The following is a 15,551-nucleotide window of genomic DNA, read 5'->3' on the forward strand; positions in this document are numbered from 1 at the left end:
ACACTTTAAAGGAGCAAAACACAATGGATAAACAACAATTGTCCAAAGATATTTTGAAGCTGGTCGGTGGGGAAGAGAACATTAATCAAGTCACACACTGTATGACAAGACTCCGATTCAACCTTAATGACAACGGAAAAGCGGACAAAGCAACATTGAAAAATACACCGGGCGTTATGGGTGTCATGGAGAATGGTGGTCAATTCCAGGTCATTATCGGAAACGATGTGCCTGTTGTGTATAACGCGCTTGTGGGCAACATGTCCAAAGCTCCTACATCTGAGTCGGCAGGAGCTTCTACTGGAGAGAAGAAAAAGAGAAATCCGATAAGTGCCCTGTTTGACTTTATCTCGGGTATATTCACCCCAATTCTGCCTGCGATTACTGGCGCGGGGATGATTAAAGGAATTATCGCTATTCTGGTTGCTGTGGGATGGATGTCCGATACCAGCTCCACGTATATTATTTTGTCCGCTATTGGTGACGGCGCATTTTACTTCCTGCCAATCATTTTGGCGATTAGTGCTTCCCGCAAGCTGGGCAGCAACATGTATATTGGCGCAGCATTAGCTGCTGGTATCATGCATCCAACGATTACAGCACTGCTGGAACCAGGCAACAGCTCGTTTGCTGGTATTCCAGTCGTAGCAGCAACATATTCTTCTACGGTTATTCCAATCGTAATTGCAATATGGATTTCATCGTATGTAGAGAAAGCAGTTGACCGTGTAACACATGCTTCTTTGAAGCTGTTGGTGGTACCAACCGTAACATTGTTGATTATGGTTCCGTTGACGCTGATTGCAATCGGACCTCTGGGTTCCATTATTGGTAACGGATTGTCAGGTGGTATTTCATGGTTGTTTGACAATGTATCTATTCTGGCAAGTATCTTGATTGGTGGTACAATGTCACTGTTGATCATTACAGGTATGCACTATGCATTGCTGCCAATTATTGTTGCATCGATGACATCGCTTGGATATGACTTTATTATTCCATTAATGTTTGCGGCTAACTGGGCACAAGCGGGTAGCGCATTCGGTGTAGCATTGAGAGCAAAAAACGGACAAACGAAGTCCCTTGGATACTCTACCGGTTTAACAGCAGTTATGGGGATTACTGAACCTGCCATGTACGGGATTAACATGAAATTCAAAAAGCCGTTTATCGCAGCCCTCCTAGGGGGAGCTATCGGCGGTGCGTTTATGGGAATCTTCCAGGTTAAAGCCTTTGTAATGACAGGTCTGGTGGGTCTGCCAAGCATTGCAGCCTATATCAGTCCATCTATCAGTACATTGATCTATGCGATTGTCGGTGGTGCGCTTGCGCTCGTGGCAGCAGCAGTGATTACGTATATCCTTGGATTCCAGGAAGAAGCAGCACCAAAAGCAGCTGAAGCTCCGGCTCAACCGGCTGCTGAAGTAAACAACACTGCACCTGCAGCAATTGAAAGAGAAGAGGCAAAAGCACAAGATCAAGAAGTGTTCAGCCCGATTACAGGCGAAGTAAGACCACTGAGCGAAGTACCGGACCCAGCATTTGCAGAAGAAATTATGGGTAAAGGATTTGCGATTCAGCCGACCGAGGGTCGTGTCGTTTCTCCGATCAACGGAACCGTATTCTCCTTGTCCAAGAGTGGACATGCCATTGGTCTGGTTAGTGACAACGGCGCAGAGATGCTGATTCATATCGGTATTGATACCGTGAAGCTGAAAGGCCAATTCTTCTCACCTAAAGTTCAGGCAGGAGCGAAAGTTGCTGTTGGTGATGTGCTGATGGAATTCGACCGCTTGGAAATTGAAAAGGCCGGTTACACAACCATTACGCCAGTCATTATCACAAACATGCATCAGTATGAGTCAATCGTATCTGCAGGTCGTACTTCGATTAAAGAGCAAGAGCTGCTCTACACGGCAAAAGTCTAAACATATGAAAAGCAGCAGTGTTTCCGGAAGCACCGGAAACACTGCTGCTTTTTTGTTGTACACCACTGCAATGTCCCCGGTTACTTTTCTGTAGTTCAAGTCGGGGTTCTGTTGGTGCTCCTATGGAAGCATCTCCCTTACCAATTGCACGAATTGCTGGGCAGGCTTGGACAGGTACCGATGATGAAGCCAGACAAGTGCTGAACCGACGGTGGAGTTGGGGTCCAGGATCCGATATACATGGAATGATTGTTCGTGATGAAGCTGCAGTACCGTGCGCGGCACGATGGAACTCGCGAATCCGAGCCGGACCAGCTCAAGCAGCATGGCAACATCCGAGCATTCACCCATAATCGAAGGTTTCACCTGATGTTCACGGAACTTTTCGAGAATCAGTTCAAACATCCCGAGCCCTTCTGTACTGGGGAGCAAGAGAGGAATGTCTGCCAGCTGATTAAAATAAGTGCCGGTATCGACCGCAGTATTCAGCGGCACGGGAGAAATGTAGAAGAGCGGCTCTTGCGGCAGATGCAGCACTTCATAGTGTTCAGTCTTCACGGGCATGCGAACGCAGGCCAGTTCAATGAGTCCGTCATCCAGCAGACGGCATAATTGAGAGGATTCATTCTGCTGAATCTTATAGGTTACCTGCGGATGGCTTGTCCGAAACTGCTGGAGTGCTTGCGGGATCAGACTGTCGGATATGGTATTTATGCCTAGAGACAGCTTTCCCCGGATACCGTAACGGAAGCTTTGCATTTCCATGATGGCTTCTTCCATATATTTGGTCAAAGTGACAGCATAGTCGTAGAAGTTTCGACCCGCTTGGGTCAGTTCCATCATGCGCACTTTGCGTTCAAATAGCGCTACGCCAAGCTCTTCTTCCATCAGTTTCAACTGCTGACTGAGTGGAGGCTGGGCCATATGCAGCCTTCGGGCAGCAGCTGTAATTTGTTTTTCCTCGGCAATGGCAATAAAATAGCGACATTGTTTGATATCCACTTGTTTTCACCCTCGTTGCAAAGTATATGTATTTCGTATAGTAAGCCAACAAAACATGTATTTTTAATATACTATCATCCTATGTTAACATACATTAGATTTGCACACCTAGTTAACAAGATTCGATCTCTAAAATGAACTGTGCTCATGAGAAAGACGATGAATTGGAGGATGAAGCACGTTGGCGTTGGCTAAAAGGATACATGCCGCTGCTGAAGCTGGGCATACAGATGAAGTTATTCGGTTTATTACACAAGGAGCCGGATTGAATGAACGGGATGAGCTTGGGCGGACACCACTGATGGCTGCGGTGCATGGCAATAAGGTGCAGACCGTACGCATGTTGATCGATGCAGGAGCCGATATTAACCTTCAGGATGGGCGGTTGGATAATCCGTTGTTGTACGCGAGTGCCGAGGGCCTCAGAGAGATTGTTGAGTTAGCCATTGCAGCGGGGGCAGATACAAAATTAACGAATCGTTTTGGCGGAACAGCACTTATTCCTGCCGCAGATCGGGGTCATGTAGACATTGTGGAGCTCCTGCTGACAAGAACCGATGTGGACGTAAATCATATCAACAATCTGGGCTGGACAGCGCTGCTGGAGGCCGTCATTTTGGGGGACGGCGGTGCCAGGCATCAGCAGATCGTGGCATTGCTGTTGCAGTATGGTGCTGATGCCGAGATTCCCGATCGGGACGGAATTACACCGCTTACGCATGCCAGACGAAATCGATATATCGAAATGGAACGGCTGCTATCGAAGGATTGAATGAAGGTGGTCCATTCCATATGAAAGCGCGAAAGGAAATAAACTATTCATGAACAGACAGCAAGAGCATTTTATATCAAAATATATGAGCCAAACATCCTCGCTTGTTTTGGCAGGTATTCAGTGGTTCTTCTTCCTGTTTACCAATACTGTAGTGGTGCCCTTATCCATCGGACATAATTTTCAGCTGTCTCCGGATGCTATCGCAGCATCGATGCAGCACGCATTTCTACTTACCGGAGCCGTGTGCATTCTGCAGGCTGTCTTTGGACACCGCTATGCAGTTATGGACGGTCCTTCGGGTCTGTGGTGGGGATTAACCCTCAGCCTAACCGTTTCGGCATCTTCTGCCGGTATGAGTTTGGAGCGAATCGGGGGAGGGCTTGCTACCGGTTTCCTGTTAGCCGGTTTCACCATGATGGTCCTTGGCAGATTAGGTGCAGCCCATGTATTGCAGAAGCTGTTTACACCCATGGTCAAGAGTGCGATGCTGTTTCTCATGACGATCCAGCTGACCATGAATTTCTTCAAGGGTATGGTGGGCTATACCGAATTTGGTACATTCAACCTGCCTGTAGCCGCCTTATCGGTTGCAATTGCGTTTCTGGTCGCCTTGATCCAGCTGAAGGGCAGGGGCAGACTGGGCAATTACTCCATTCTCATTGGCATAGTGTCAGGATGGATTGCCTACAGTTTTGTGTTTCCAGGTCAACACGCAGGGCTATCGAGTGATTCTGGGAGGAGTTTGTTTTCTCTGTTTCCATGGGGGGCACCGACGTGGGAGCCGGGGATTGTCATTACGGCGTTCTTTGTCGGATTGGTCAATATGACGAATTCAATCACAACATTAAGCACGGTGGAAAAAATATACGGAACACAGACGACAGACCAACAATATAAACGCTCCTATATGCTGACAGGATTGTTTAGCATGCTCTCTGCATGTGTGGGCGTGCTGCCATTTGGTCTATTTGCATCGTCAATCGGTTTTCTGGAAAGTACACGTATTTTGAAACGTGCTGCTTTTATTATTGGGGCAAGCATGTTATGTATTTTGGGGCTAACCTCTTCAGTCACTGCCTTTTTTGCGCAAATACCGCCAAGTGTAGGCAGTGCCGTATTGTTTGTAGCCTACTTGCAAATGTTCGGAACAGCACTCAGAACCATTGAAGGGACAACGTTTAATTCCAAAACGATATACCGCGTAGCTCTGCCTGTTCTAACCGGGGTTGCCGTAATGAACATCCCTGCCGAAGCTTTTCAGGCATTGCCCATTTACCTCATTCCCATAATTAGCAATGGACTCGTGATCGGTGTTCTTGTCTCACTGATTCTGGAAAGAAGCGTGAACTGGTCCAAAATGGAGAATGCCTCCACCGCGAATAAAGCTGCTACTTCACCATGATCTTTCCCTGTCCGGCAAGCATGCGCATCTCTCTGGACAGGCGATCGTGATTGCCATCCGGAATCTCAAGCTGCACGCCGTAATGCCATGTTTCGTTCTCCTCTATGCCCCAGCGCAGTGTTCCTTCCAGATATAAGGGATCTTCAAAAAGAAGCAGATTCATTCCGATCCGGATTTCATTGGACTCGACATGCAGGCTTAGCGGAAACGAAAGCTGGCAGCCAGAGCGGCTGATATCAATCAATTCGGCCTGAATGGGTTTGTGTGGTGCAGATACACCGTTAATGCTGATGATGTAAATTTCAAACGTGATGGGTTCCTTCAATGTATAACGAAAGGGTTCTCTTCTAAGGTTGATTGACATAGTTTCCTCCACAAAGTTCAAAAAATTCATGTTATGGTTATATCGTCAATTTGCACCCGAAAATGAAGAGATACAGCCTGTTTACGTGGAGGAAACCGTCATAACCTCAGGTAAATGTGAACCCAATGCTTGCACTGGCAGACCGGGGATCATAGCTGGAATAGATCGCTCCCCATGGAAAGCTGTATTCCATGTAGGGATAGGGTTTGGAGCGTACAATTTGCGGTGTACCAGAAATCTGCTGCTTCAGCCATTCATCATGGGCCGCTTTGCGCTTCATCTCACCTGCCTCGGTCCAGTCATCCCATGAAGACGGAAATTCGCTGCCGTCCAGTGCCAGACTGGCATGAACTAGCCTGGACTGATAGAAACACAAGGCGAGGTAATATGTTTTTCCACCCGAAGAAGCGACTGATTTGAATCTGTACCACGTATATCCCGTAGTGAGCGTTTGAACTTCTGTGCTTTTCTCCTTATAAAAAAGACTTGCCTTCAATTCCTCCTCCGTGAGACCGGAATACAATTTTAGACTATCGTCAACCTGAATGACGCCGCTTTCCCATCCATCCATATTACAATCCCTCATTCATTGCATTTTTTCACAAGTATAGCATAAACAGATATAGCCCCTGGGTTCCTTTAACCCCGGTTCCCGGCTTGATATAATGGTTGGATATGGTTCTGATTCCTTACCTGGATCAGATGGGAAGGAGCGGGTGAACGTGCGTCAATTGTCTTCTGAGTTAAAGGAAGAACTCAATCAGCTGGGAACAGGAACTGTTCAGGAAACGGTGCAGCAACTTCGTCAGATTGGCCAGTCTGGAGTCTATGCCGCGATTCCGGTCATGTTACGAATGATGGATCATGAGTGTGCCGACATTCGTCGGGCAGCAGAGCAGGCGGTTACCCGTTTGCTTGCGGTATGTCCCGTATCCGAATTGGTTTGGCTGAACGAACATGTAAGGGAATGGCGTCCCTCTCCTGTGGATGGGAAGCGGGTAGTGGAACGTGAGATGCATACGCTGGATCAGGCCAGTCCCACACGTTTATCCATGCTGACGATGCACTGGAGTGGATACATAAGAGAGGCAGCAGTTAAAAGGATGATCCGGGATGATGAGGCAGATAGCTTTGCTTATTTGCTGCTTCGTTTGAATGATTGGGTGCCCGAAATTCGCAATCTGGCCAGAGCGGCACTTGAACTTAAACTGATGCCCGAGTATGCCAAGCTGTGGATGGAACATATCATGCTTGTGGAGCGACTTCGGATCTGTGGCCGGGATTCATTCGAGTCTTTCATTGAATCCGTGCATCACCTGCTGCGACAGAAGGAATGCCGATATGTCCTTCATACGGCACGGGTATCACCGGAGCCCGGCATCCGCCGATTGGCTTTTTAATATTTCGATGGAAGCAGAAGGAACGGATACGGAGATGCTTATGGAGCAAGCACTGCGTGATGAGGATCCTTCCATACGGCGCTGGGCAGCACAGAGAGTGGATCGCATGTTGTCCGGTCAGAAGCTGAGAGAGGTCCTTCTTCGCATGCAGCTGGATAGTGTGCCTTCAATCCGCCGGAAAAGTCTGGATGTGCTTGCCACCGTGTATCCCGCTGATGCGAGGGAGATTATAATCGATCGGCTCCTGGAATCGAACTTGCCTGTACGGGACACGGCGCGCAGGCACGGTAAGCTGTGGATGAAGATGAGTTATGCGGAGTGGTATCTTGACGCGATCTGGAGCGAAGGGCAAGACCATCTTGCTGCTGCCCTTGCCGGTCTTGGCGAGACGGGGGAAAAGGCAGACGCTGAGGTCCTGTTTGAATATGCGCAGCATCCATCCATTGCAGTACGGAAAGTAGTTATACGCGGGTTAATGCGGCTGGACGCTATATCCTATGGAAACTATTTTGTATGTTCGCTAAGGAGCCCGCAACCAGGCATCTCGCGGGAAGCCTGCCGGGCACTCATGCGCCATCCATATCTCATTAAACCTGATGAAGCCGCTGTTCTATTGTCGGGAGCCGATGTCTTGCCTCATGTTATTCGAAATGTGCTGCGCATCATCTCTGCCATGGGCAGATGGACTCAACTCGGATTGCTGCTGCAACAGCTCCCAACAGCCAAGCAGGAATGGGTGAAACGCACAATCCAGCGCCAATTGCACAACTGGGCCCAATTCCCGAATCGCAGCTACGGGGGCAGAATGTCCACGGCTGAACGGGAACGTCTTCATACGCAGCTGTCGTTATGCAGGCAGGAATTGGACAGCGATCTGCTGCAGCGCTTGGAGTGGCTGATACAATAAATGATTACAATCAGAGAGGAAGATGAAGGATGCGTGGGACATTTCAATTTGATACGGATACGGCAACGCTGTGTCTGTATGATCTGGCTTCGTTAAAACACCGTGTGGAAGAACCGTCGGACTGGTGGTCCCTTCCGGAAGATGAACTGGCTGAGGTGAACGCAGGTCATTGTCTCTTTTTCAATCTGGGAGCGGATGGATTGTATGAGGTAACGTGGAGTGTGGATATCTCGGACACAGCTAACGAAGTGCAAGAAACACAAGGAGTGCAAGTGTTTTATCTGCAAGTTCCCTCCGGCAATGTATTTCTGGGAGCGGCCGAGGACGTCAGTGGCGGAGATCTGGAGCCGGATGAGTCATGCGATGGGATAACCTTGCCGCTGCAGCCCGGAAACTATGCGTGCTTGGTCTCTAGAGAAGGCAATCACATTTCGATGTCTATAAAACCAAGTGCCCAGGGCCATAACATACTGGATAGTCTGATCCGTGTTTAGAATGTTTTTATGAATGGTACAGGAATGGGTAAGTCCTAAAGAACAGTAGACAGTATATCGGGAGGGTTTCACATGCTGAATTGGAATTTCACGTCGATAACGAATTCAGATACACTGCATCAACACATGCGCATACTTGCAGCGTTGGATATCATCATGTCAGAGGAAGAATGGCTCCGCGTACACCGTTATGAAGCCGAGCTGCAGCCTGGTGTGGCATGGGGGAGCATCGATAATGGTGCAGGTGATCACCTGCATGTGTTGTTTACCAGCTACGGTACGTTAATCAAGGGATTCGACCATGAATCACCCTTAAGTCCACATGCCCGAGAAGATGGAGAAGTCTACCCAGGCATGTATGACGAAGTGCCAGAAGCATTATTGACTATTTTGCGTGATCATGGGGAAGCGTTGGAATTGGAGGATGTTACCTTTTGTGTTTGGCAGGAAGGAAACGATCCACAATGGAAAGCTGGAAGCTGGATTCAGCAAGCGTTAAACGAGGAAAGCGAAGACGACGCCACAGGCGGTGCCGATTTTTTGCTGGGCTATATTGAGGAAACGCCAGAGGCATTTGCTGATTGGGCAGAAGGATATTATGACACACAGGAATTGTCCTTGTCTGCGTTAACTGAAGTATATGAGGGGAAACCAGTGACAGCCAGTCTAATCAGGGAGCTATGCCCCGCGCGCGATACAGAAGCAGCGCTGGATGAGTTGCTTCAACGTGGATACGTTGTGGAACGGAGTAGTTAGCAGAGCAGCGAAGGAGACGAGCGGATATGCATGAACAGCAGCTGAAACGCATACGCGAGAAGTTGAAAATTCTTCAAAGCCTGGACCCGGAGATGGACTTATTTGGCGCAGAGAACCATGAATATGAGATGGATCCCGTATGGACAACGGAAAGGATCGCAGTGTTCGAACAGAATTGGAAGATTAGGCTGCCTGAGGATTATCGCGCTTTCCTGCTGCATATTGGATCGGGTGGCGCAGGTCCATATTACGGGTTGGAGAGGCCGGACGACGGGGTGTATGCCGTGATTGGATATGATGATGAGCTGAATGCCATCTCGGATGCTTTTCAATTTGCCGAAGCTTGGAACTGGGACTATGACTGGTACGATGAGAGCAAGGAAGAAGAGGAGTGGGATGCGCTGGACCATGAATATCTCGATCCGAAATGGTCGGCAGGCCTGCTGCGTATTAGTGATTTTGGCTGCGGCATTTCCATGAATCTGGTCTTGAACGGACCATGCAGTGGAGAAATTTGGACCGATGATCGGGCGAATCGAAATGGGATTTATCCGGATCACTACTGGGGGAATACGGACCGGCTGCGTTTTCTGGAGTGGTATGAACTGTGGCTGGATCATTCCATCGGTGAATTGCATGAAGAATAGGGGATTCTTGATGGTGAAAAAAATGAGCTGGATTGCATTGTTGTTCGTGCTCATTTTATACTTCATTTCGTTTTACTCTTTATATTCCCATATGAATAATCAATGGTTAATCGTTCCGCCTACCTATGTGATGCTCGTTTGTTCTATTTTAGTGCTAGCTCTAGCTATACTTGGTTTTAAAGATCAGTCGGACAAGTTTGCGAAGCTAAGGAGCTGGATCTCGACGATTCTCTCTTCAGTCCTGATTTTCTTGCTTATTGTCGTTGTATCATTTACCACCATGTTTTCCGGATCAAAAGAATTACTTACGATTACTCATTCGCCAGATCAGCACTATACATTAAAATTTTATAAAACGGATGCTGGTGCAATGGGGACATTTGGTGTTGTAGGTGAATTACAGGGGCCGCTTTGGTTTAAAAAAGTTGTTTACTCGGAGCGAAAGGTAGATCAAGTCGACTTGGAATGGAGTAATAACCACACCATTTTAATTAATGATCACAGAGTGAATTTACAGCAAGGGGAAATCTGGAGCTTACAGTAATTTTTAATTGGGATAATAGAGAGGCTTATATGGATTGATGAAGATGATCTCTGTATTGAACAGGGGTCATTCTTTTTATACTTAGACTCAAAATATTTCCAGAGAGCCTTGAGTCTTCTTCAGAGTGTTTACTTTGTTTCGCAATTGGAGCTTTTTGATATGCAAGAAAATAATAAAAACCGTTTGGTGCATTCACCCGTCTTAAACCACAGAAAGAGAGAGAAGGAGGGATGCGGGGTGGAGACCAAAGCAGAGATGAAGAAGATCATGTTCGTGCAAACCGAAGACGAGACGGTGTTTGTTCAGTCCATCATGGAGCATCAGGATACCCTGATTTCCATTGCCTACAGTTATCTGCGTAACCGTCATGATGCTCTGGAAGCCGTGCAGGAAATGACATGCCGGGCCTGGACGAAGCGTCGGACGTTGAAAAATGAGAAGGCGTTTAAGTCATGGATCATTCGGATTCTGATCTATGTCTGTATTGACGAACAGAGACGCCGCAAGCGAACCGCGCCGCTGTCTAATGATGGTTGGGAGGAAGCTTTTGCGGATGCTGCGGTTGCTGGCCTGGATGATAACCGAATTGCCATGTGGTCGCTTTTGAAGAAAATAAAACCGAAGTATCGTCATGTATTACTGCTGAAGTATTATAACGACATGACGCTGAGCGACATAGCCTCGATCCTCGGAAAACCCGAAGGAACCATTAAAACCTGGCAGCACAAGGGGCTGGAGCAGTTACGGAAATTGATGAAGAACAGGGGGGATTGGCATGGAAACTAGTCCGGAGGAAAAGGCACTTCTTGCAGACGCATATCAGGTCGAACTGGAGAAAAAGCAACTGAATCCGGCAGATACGGCATTTGCCATCCAGCGAGGGCTTGCGATTGCAAGAGCGAGGCGAACGACAAGTGGTGTCCAGATCAAATGGCTTACTGCTGTGCTTATAACGGCAATGGCTGCAGGATGGTTTCTGCTCGGGCCATACCGAGGGGGCTTTGCCCCACAGACAACAGCCGTTGAACCCATTCAGGATTGGGGAGTTCTGGAGCCATTCCGGGACTTAGCTGCAAAGGACGTTGATGGGGAAACTCTTGTTTCTGCTATCAATAATGGCTATTTTCAACTCGTGGACCGTACGGTGAAATCCGGAATATATCAATTTACTGTCAATGCAGTGATGGCAGATGAAAACAGATTAATCGTTTTGTATACGGCAAAAACAGATGACTCTCAGGAGATCTATTCGGTCGTTAATACGAAAATGACAAATGCGCTGACCGGTAAGTTAATAGATAATGGAAATTCAGGGGGCTTGCATACCTCGAATGATAACCACACCATTTATGGTCGAAGCACCATAGAGCTTACACAAAAGCAACCCTTGCCTGAACAAGTCATGATTAATCTACAGATTTCATCCGTTGTTCCGAACCAGGGGACTGATTCAGATGCAGTCAAAAAGGAACGCAAGTATCAATTTTCAAAAAAAATGAACATCACTTTCAATCTGGACCCAAAATTCTCGGTTCCCAAAACGGAAGTCTTAGAACTGAATAAGCTATTCACAGTTGGTGGATATGAAGTGATGTTATCTGAAGTAGAAATATCACCTCTTGTGACTCGTGTCAGATTCATTTATGAACCTAGCGAAAAGATTGATTATGAAACCAAACTTTCCATCTACGATGCAGTTAGCCCTATTAAAATTGTATCTACAACCAAGGATGGAAGGCAGACAGAGCTATCCTTGGTAGGAGGGAATGGAACGGAAGACGGCATGATCTACTCCTTCAGCAGCAATCTGCTGGACGATCCGCAATCGCTTGTAATGAAGCTGCGTGGTGAACCTGGCAAAGTGTACGATGACCTTCAAGAAGCAGAGCGCAATATGATCAAGTTGAAAATTAAATAGGATTGGTTAGTAGACACCCTGATTCACTTGAATTAACCTGGCCTGCATGTACGTGAAAGCGTATAAGCAGGCTTTTTCCCGTTTGTCAATATGATATGGAAGCATATTATTTTATCGTTGCATATAAATTTTAAATTTAGAATACCGATATACATAATGTGGCGATTATTTCATGTTTATGAAGTTAATTTGTACTATGCTACGGCGCGAGGTATTTGCGGATTGCGTATATGCAGGACCATAGACCAATGGAATGTAGTACAGAGTTGCCCTACAAAAACCACATTTACCTAGATAAAGGACGGGGAACGGATGAGTCGGTACGATGAGATTATTTGGAAAAGGAACAAGCTGATCAATATTATTTTGTGGATTATAGTTGTTATTGGTCTGAGCATGCTCTTTCTGCTTCCTAAGCTGCTTGTTTCCAATGGACTAGCCATTTTGTTTGCGGGTTGGGTTACATATGCTAATGTGAAACGAAAACACATTCATTTAATTCCTTGGCTGGTCACACTGATCATTACAATATGTGGGGTCTACGTTGGTTGGGGGGCTGTCAATTTCTCGCTAAGTTTGGTCTTAACTGCAATATTGCTGCTGTATCCGAACAAGAAGTTTTTTATGATTGGATTTTTCATATCACTCGCAAATAGTGTCCTTCAATTATTTGTCATAAATACAGAAAATACGATTGATTTTATTGGAAACATTGTTAACGTGGGCATGTTTGCCCTTACCGGAGCGATCCTGATGATGGTCTCCCATTTGAATCAAAGACTCTTCCGTGAAAGCGAAGTACGCTGGCAAGAGGTGGAGAGCTCCAAAGAGAGAGTGGAAACCATGCTGGAACGGGTCAAAGAATCTGTGGAGGGCTTGTCCCGTTACACGGATCAACTGAAGCAAAAAGTGGAGGCAACTGGTTCCATTACTCATGAGGTGACGCTCGGATTCAGTGAAGTGGCCAAAGGCGTTGAGTTCCAGGCAACCAGTGTAGCCGAAATCTCGGAGTCTCTCTCCTTGTCGGATCATCATATCCGCGATGTTGCTTCCTATTCGTCTCAAATGAAAGAGCTGTCTGCCAGTATGGCGACCAGTACGGAAACGGGGAGTGCCCAGATGGACCATCTGAATATACAGATGCGGGAGCTCTATGAGACGATCAATACAACAGCTGCTGATATGAGAAAGTTCAACGAGGAAAGTGAGTCCATGTCCCTGATGCTGAACAGTATTTCGGACATTGCCAACCAGACCAACCTGCTTGCACTCAATGCTGCGATCGAGGCCGCTCGTGCAGGAGAACATGGTCGTGGGTTTGCAGTGGTATCGGAGGAAGTTCGCAAGCTGGCCGAGCATTCAGGTCAATCGGCAAGTGACATAGCTACCATTTTGACCCGGTTAAAAGGACAGACACAGGCGCTGACGGATCGCTTCGAGCGTATTCGCCTCGCTCTTCAAGAAGGAAGAGACAGCGTGCAGACGGCAGAAGTCGTGTTCCGTACCATTAATAACAATTCCCAGGAAGTGCTGAATCAGGCAACGGATATTGAAAGCAGTTCAGCAACGATGAAGGAATCCTCTACAAGAGTGGTGAATGAGGTTTCCGAGATTTCAAGTGTGACCCAGCAATCCAGTGCAGCTGCTGAAGAGATTCTTGCCAGTATGGAGGAGCAGCGCAGCCTGACTCAGAAGATGGTGGACAGCTTCGGCGAGCTGGAGCAGTTGATCTTGAACCTGAATGAGCTGGTGTCAGATCATCAGGCTTCCTCTGTTACCAGCGAAGAAAAGGTAGCTGATCGTCCTTCACCAGGTAGCGTGCCGATGGATACACTCTCGGCTTAGTGTCCAGGAGACCTTTAAAGGAAATGCTAAAAGCCCGTCCGTGCATGTTCATCGTGCTGGCCGGGCTTTTTTTGATCGCCTGCGCTATAACTTGAACACTAGGTATATCTCCTTTACAGTGTATTGTAGTGTATGAAGTACTTGGAGGAGGAGAATCAATGAACTGGCTGGAGATAAGCAAGTCCAAAGCCTGAAACAAGGCCTGTGCAGCAGTGAACATTCCGAGCATGTTCTGGACGCAACTAGAGATTTTTTTATATAGGCTAAAAAATGGCGATTCTAGACATGCACCTAGTCTGTCTCAATATTTATCGGTCCATGTTGGGACTGGAAAAAACGCATAGAGGACTGAATTGTCTCGTCTTCAATGGAGGAAACTTGAGTAAGATTGAATTCCAACAGCCTGAATAAATAACCATTGCTGTCTTCTGCGTAATAGGCGACACCTTCCTGATGGAATCCGTCCTTTGATGTCGTCACAAACAATGCTGTTCGGTGGTCATCCCCCTCCGATCCGACATCATTCCATTCGTCAAAAGCGATAGGCTTATAGACTGAGAAACCCTGTTCATCTGCCCAGTTGGCCTGATCGGGGAAATAGGTTCCAATGTTGTTTATAGCACAGCCCAGGCAGGCCCAGGCATTATCTGAATAATGCAGGGTCTCTTCTGTATCATCTGGATTCGTCAGCGTGAGCCCATATGAACCGTTCGCACCCACGGTTCCGGAAGCTTTCCAGCCAGCTGGTGCTAATAACAGGTAACCGCCTGGTATGTCTGGTCGATACACCAGTACTGCTTGCAGCTTGTCTTTCAGATCCGGTGAGAGTTCGTAACTTATCTCCGGGATTCGAGGAGGAGCAGATCTGATATAGCTTCTATCGCTGTCAATGCTGAGCTGTACTTCCGACAATTGCAGAGGCAATTTAATCTTACTGCCATCCATTCCTGGGAAAACGATGGTTTCCCCCGTCGATTGAACAGGTGCTGAATCCTGTGGAATACCTCCTTGCGCAGGTGCAGGAGCATAACTATTTCCCCAGGTGTTAAACCCCACATAAATTCCACATGTAAAAAGGGACGCGGCAGCGATTGCAGCGAACCATACTACTCTGCGACGGGGCTTGGCAGATAGGCGATGTTTCACATTTTTTTTCATTTCTTCCGCCGGATCATCCATGCTCGGCGAGCTGTATCTCGAAGCCGTCCGGGTCGGCAATGTAAATGAAGCGCAGGTGAGGATTGGACTGGATGGGGCCGCGTACAATAGGAATATCCAGCGCCGCCAGCCGTTCCATGGCTTCCTCCAGCGAGCTTACCTCATAGCCGATGGACACGCCAGCTTCTTTTTTAAGAATGGATTCGTTGCCCTCAATTAATTCCAGCATGGTTTCTTTTTCAGTGCCTAGCATGGCGATCTGCCGTCCACGGCTTTCGAATTGACGCTGAATTGGAAGCCCGAGCATACCGTGGTAGAACCCGAGTGAGGCTTTCAAATCGCGTACCCGAAGCGTGATCCAATTTAGTTTGATCAACATGGGTGAATCTCTCCTTTATTTATCTCCTATTA

Annotated in this window: 17 protein-coding genes; 12 read left to right on the forward strand and 5 right to left on the reverse strand. The window is 47.4% G+C overall.

Going from position 1 to position 15,551, the window contains the following annotated elements; genetic code table 11:
• Positions 1 to 23: 23 nt before the first annotated feature.
• A complete protein-coding gene (locus HP552_RS21075; RefSeq protein ID WP_175397354.1) occupies positions 24 to 1,928 on the forward strand; it encodes a beta-glucoside-specific PTS transporter subunit IIABC in 1,905 nt (634 codons plus the stop codon).
• Between the two features lie 120 nt (positions 1,929 to 2,048).
• Here HP552_RS21075 and HP552_RS21080 read toward each other — a convergent pair whose 3' ends face one another.
• Complete coding sequence (locus tag HP552_RS21080; protein ID WP_175397355.1) at positions 2,049 to 2,930, reverse strand: LysR family transcriptional regulator; 882 nt, start codon at positions 2,928 to 2,930, stop codon at positions 2,049 to 2,051.
• Positions 2,931 to 3,111: 181 nt separating this feature from the next.
• On the opposite strand from HP552_RS21080, the gene HP552_RS21085 reads away from it, so the two are divergent.
• On the forward strand, positions 3,112 to 3,702 hold the full coding sequence (locus tag HP552_RS21085; protein ID WP_312884324.1) for an ankyrin repeat domain-containing protein: 591 nt from the start codon (positions 3,112 to 3,114) through the stop codon (positions 3,700 to 3,702).
• Between the two features lie 49 nt (positions 3,703 to 3,751).
• Positions 3,752 to 5,107: a uracil/xanthine transporter gene (locus HP552_RS21090; RefSeq protein WP_246310991.1), complete on the forward strand. Its 1,356-nt coding sequence runs from the start codon at positions 3,752 to 3,754 to the stop codon at positions 5,105 to 5,107.
• Here HP552_RS21090 and HP552_RS21095 read toward each other — a convergent pair.
• Positions 5,094 to 5,471: a PilZ domain-containing protein gene (locus tag HP552_RS21095; protein ID WP_175397356.1), complete on the reverse strand. Its 378-nt coding sequence runs from the start codon at positions 5,469 to 5,471 to the stop codon at positions 5,094 to 5,096. The two genes, HP552_RS21090 and HP552_RS21095, sit on opposite strands and share 14 nt — an antisense overlap.
• Positions 5,472 to 5,577: 106 nt before the next feature.
• Positions 5,578 to 6,042 carry a hypothetical protein gene (locus HP552_RS21100; protein ID WP_175397357.1) on the reverse strand — a complete coding sequence of 155 codons (465 nt, stop codon included), beginning with the start codon at positions 6,040 to 6,042 and terminating at the stop codon, positions 5,578 to 5,580.
• 151 nt (positions 6,043 to 6,193) lie between these two features.
• On the opposite strand from HP552_RS21100, the gene HP552_RS21105 reads away from it, so the two are divergent.
• From HP552_RS21105 to HP552_RS21145, 9 genes are all read left to right on the forward strand, one after another.
• Complete coding sequence (locus HP552_RS21105) at positions 6,194 to 6,871, forward strand: hypothetical protein (RefSeq protein WP_175397358.1); 678 nt, start codon at positions 6,194 to 6,196, stop codon at positions 6,869 to 6,871.
• Positions 6,813 to 7,778: a HEAT repeat domain-containing protein gene (locus tag HP552_RS21110; protein ID WP_175397359.1), complete on the forward strand. Its 966-nt coding sequence runs from the start codon at positions 6,813 to 6,815 to the stop codon at positions 7,776 to 7,778. The genes HP552_RS21105 and HP552_RS21110 overlap by 59 nt, the downstream gene beginning before the upstream one ends.
• Before the next feature lie 29 nt (positions 7,779 to 7,807).
• Positions 7,808 to 8,272, forward strand: coding sequence for a DUF6386 family protein (locus HP552_RS21115; protein ID WP_175397360.1), 465 nt, complete (start codon positions 7,808 to 7,810; stop codon positions 8,270 to 8,272).
• 72 nt (positions 8,273 to 8,344) lie between these two features.
• The gene (locus tag HP552_RS21120; RefSeq protein ID WP_246310992.1) at positions 8,345 to 9,028 is read left to right on the forward strand and encodes a hypothetical protein; all 684 of its coding nucleotides are present in this window, start codon (positions 8,345 to 8,347) and stop codon (positions 9,026 to 9,028) included.
• A gap of 26 nt (positions 9,029 to 9,054) precedes the next feature.
• Positions 9,055 to 9,675: an SMI1/KNR4 family protein gene (locus tag HP552_RS21125; protein ID WP_175397361.1), complete on the forward strand. Its 621-nt coding sequence runs from the start codon at positions 9,055 to 9,057 to the stop codon at positions 9,673 to 9,675.
• A 10-nt stretch (positions 9,676 to 9,685) separates the two neighbouring features.
• Complete coding sequence (locus HP552_RS21130; RefSeq protein WP_175397362.1) at positions 9,686 to 10,219, forward strand: DUF5412 family protein; 534 nt, start codon at positions 9,686 to 9,688, stop codon at positions 10,217 to 10,219.
• A 237-nt stretch (positions 10,220 to 10,456) separates the two neighbouring features.
• On the forward strand, positions 10,457 to 11,005 hold the full coding sequence (locus HP552_RS21135; protein ID WP_312884325.1) for an RNA polymerase sigma factor: 549 nt from the start codon (positions 10,457 to 10,459) through the stop codon (positions 11,003 to 11,005).
• Positions 10,995 to 12,137: a DUF4179 domain-containing protein gene (locus HP552_RS21140; protein ID WP_175397363.1), complete on the forward strand. Its 1,143-nt coding sequence runs from the start codon at positions 10,995 to 10,997 to the stop codon at positions 12,135 to 12,137. The genes HP552_RS21135 and HP552_RS21140 overlap by 11 nt, the downstream gene beginning before the upstream one ends.
• A 312-nt stretch (positions 12,138 to 12,449) precedes the next feature.
• Entirely contained in the window at positions 12,450 to 13,982 is a 1,533-nt protein-coding gene (locus tag HP552_RS21145) for a methyl-accepting chemotaxis protein (RefSeq protein ID WP_175397364.1), read from the forward strand.
• A 291-nt stretch (positions 13,983 to 14,273) separates the two neighbouring features.
• Here HP552_RS21145 and HP552_RS21150 read toward each other — a convergent pair whose 3' ends face one another.
• Both HP552_RS21150 and HP552_RS21155 read right to left on the reverse strand, forming a co-directional pair.
• Positions 14,274 to 15,140 (reverse strand): DUF4850 domain-containing protein, encoded by an 867-nt coding sequence (locus HP552_RS21150; protein WP_175397365.1) that lies wholly within the window; start codon positions 15,138 to 15,140, stop codon positions 14,274 to 14,276.
• A gap of 13 nt (positions 15,141 to 15,153) precedes the next feature.
• Positions 15,154 to 15,519 carry a VOC family protein gene (locus tag HP552_RS21155; RefSeq protein ID WP_175397366.1) on the reverse strand — a complete coding sequence of 122 codons (366 nt, stop codon included), beginning with the start codon at positions 15,517 to 15,519 and terminating at the stop codon, positions 15,154 to 15,156.
• Between the last annotated feature and the right edge of the window lie 32 nt (positions 15,520 to 15,551).

Origin of the sequence: Paenibacillus xylanilyticus (assembly GCF_013359935.1) — a bacterium.
Lineage (GTDB): Bacteria > Bacillota > Bacilli > Paenibacillales > Paenibacillaceae > Paenibacillus > Paenibacillus xylanilyticus.

What these genes read in the sequence shown, in the direction of transcription:
- HP552_RS21075 (WP_175397354.1), top strand. Translation starts at nt 24, where the DNA reads ATGGATAAACAACAATTGTCCAAAGATATTTTGAAGCTGGTCGGTGGG.
- HP552_RS21150 (WP_175397365.1), bottom strand. Translation starts at nt 15,140, where the DNA reads ATGAAAAAAAATGTGAAACATCGCCTATCTGCCAAGCCCCGTCGCAGA.
- HP552_RS21095 (WP_175397356.1), bottom strand. Translation starts at nt 5,471, where the DNA reads ATGTCAATCAACCTTAGAAGAGAACCCTTTCGTTATACATTGAAGGAA.
- HP552_RS21115 (WP_175397360.1), top strand. Translation starts at nt 7,808, where the DNA reads ATGCGTGGGACATTTCAATTTGATACGGATACGGCAACGCTGTGTCTG.
- HP552_RS21100 (WP_175397357.1), bottom strand. Translation starts at nt 6,042, where the DNA reads ATGGATGGATGGGAAAGCGGCGTCATTCAGGTTGACGATAGTCTAAAA.
- HP552_RS21090 (WP_246310991.1), top strand. Translation starts at nt 3,752, where the DNA reads ATGAACAGACAGCAAGAGCATTTTATATCAAAATATATGAGCCAAACA.
- HP552_RS21140 (WP_175397363.1), top strand. Translation starts at nt 10,995, where the DNA reads ATGGAAACTAGTCCGGAGGAAAAGGCACTTCTTGCAGACGCATATCAG.
- HP552_RS21145 (WP_175397364.1), top strand. Translation starts at nt 12,450, where the DNA reads ATGAGTCGGTACGATGAGATTATTTGGAAAAGGAACAAGCTGATCAAT.
- HP552_RS21120 (WP_246310992.1), top strand. Translation starts at nt 8,345, where the DNA reads ATGCTGAATTGGAATTTCACGTCGATAACGAATTCAGATACACTGCAT.
- HP552_RS21125 (WP_175397361.1), top strand. Translation starts at nt 9,055, where the DNA reads ATGCATGAACAGCAGCTGAAACGCATACGCGAGAAGTTGAAAATTCTT.
- HP552_RS21130 (WP_175397362.1), top strand. Translation starts at nt 9,686, where the DNA reads ATGGTGAAAAAAATGAGCTGGATTGCATTGTTGTTCGTGCTCATTTTA.
- HP552_RS21155 (WP_175397366.1), bottom strand. Translation starts at nt 15,519, where the DNA reads ATGTTGATCAAACTAAATTGGATCACGCTTCGGGTACGCGATTTGAAA.
- HP552_RS21110 (WP_175397359.1), top strand. Translation starts at nt 6,813, where the DNA reads ATGTCCTTCATACGGCACGGGTATCACCGGAGCCCGGCATCCGCCGAT.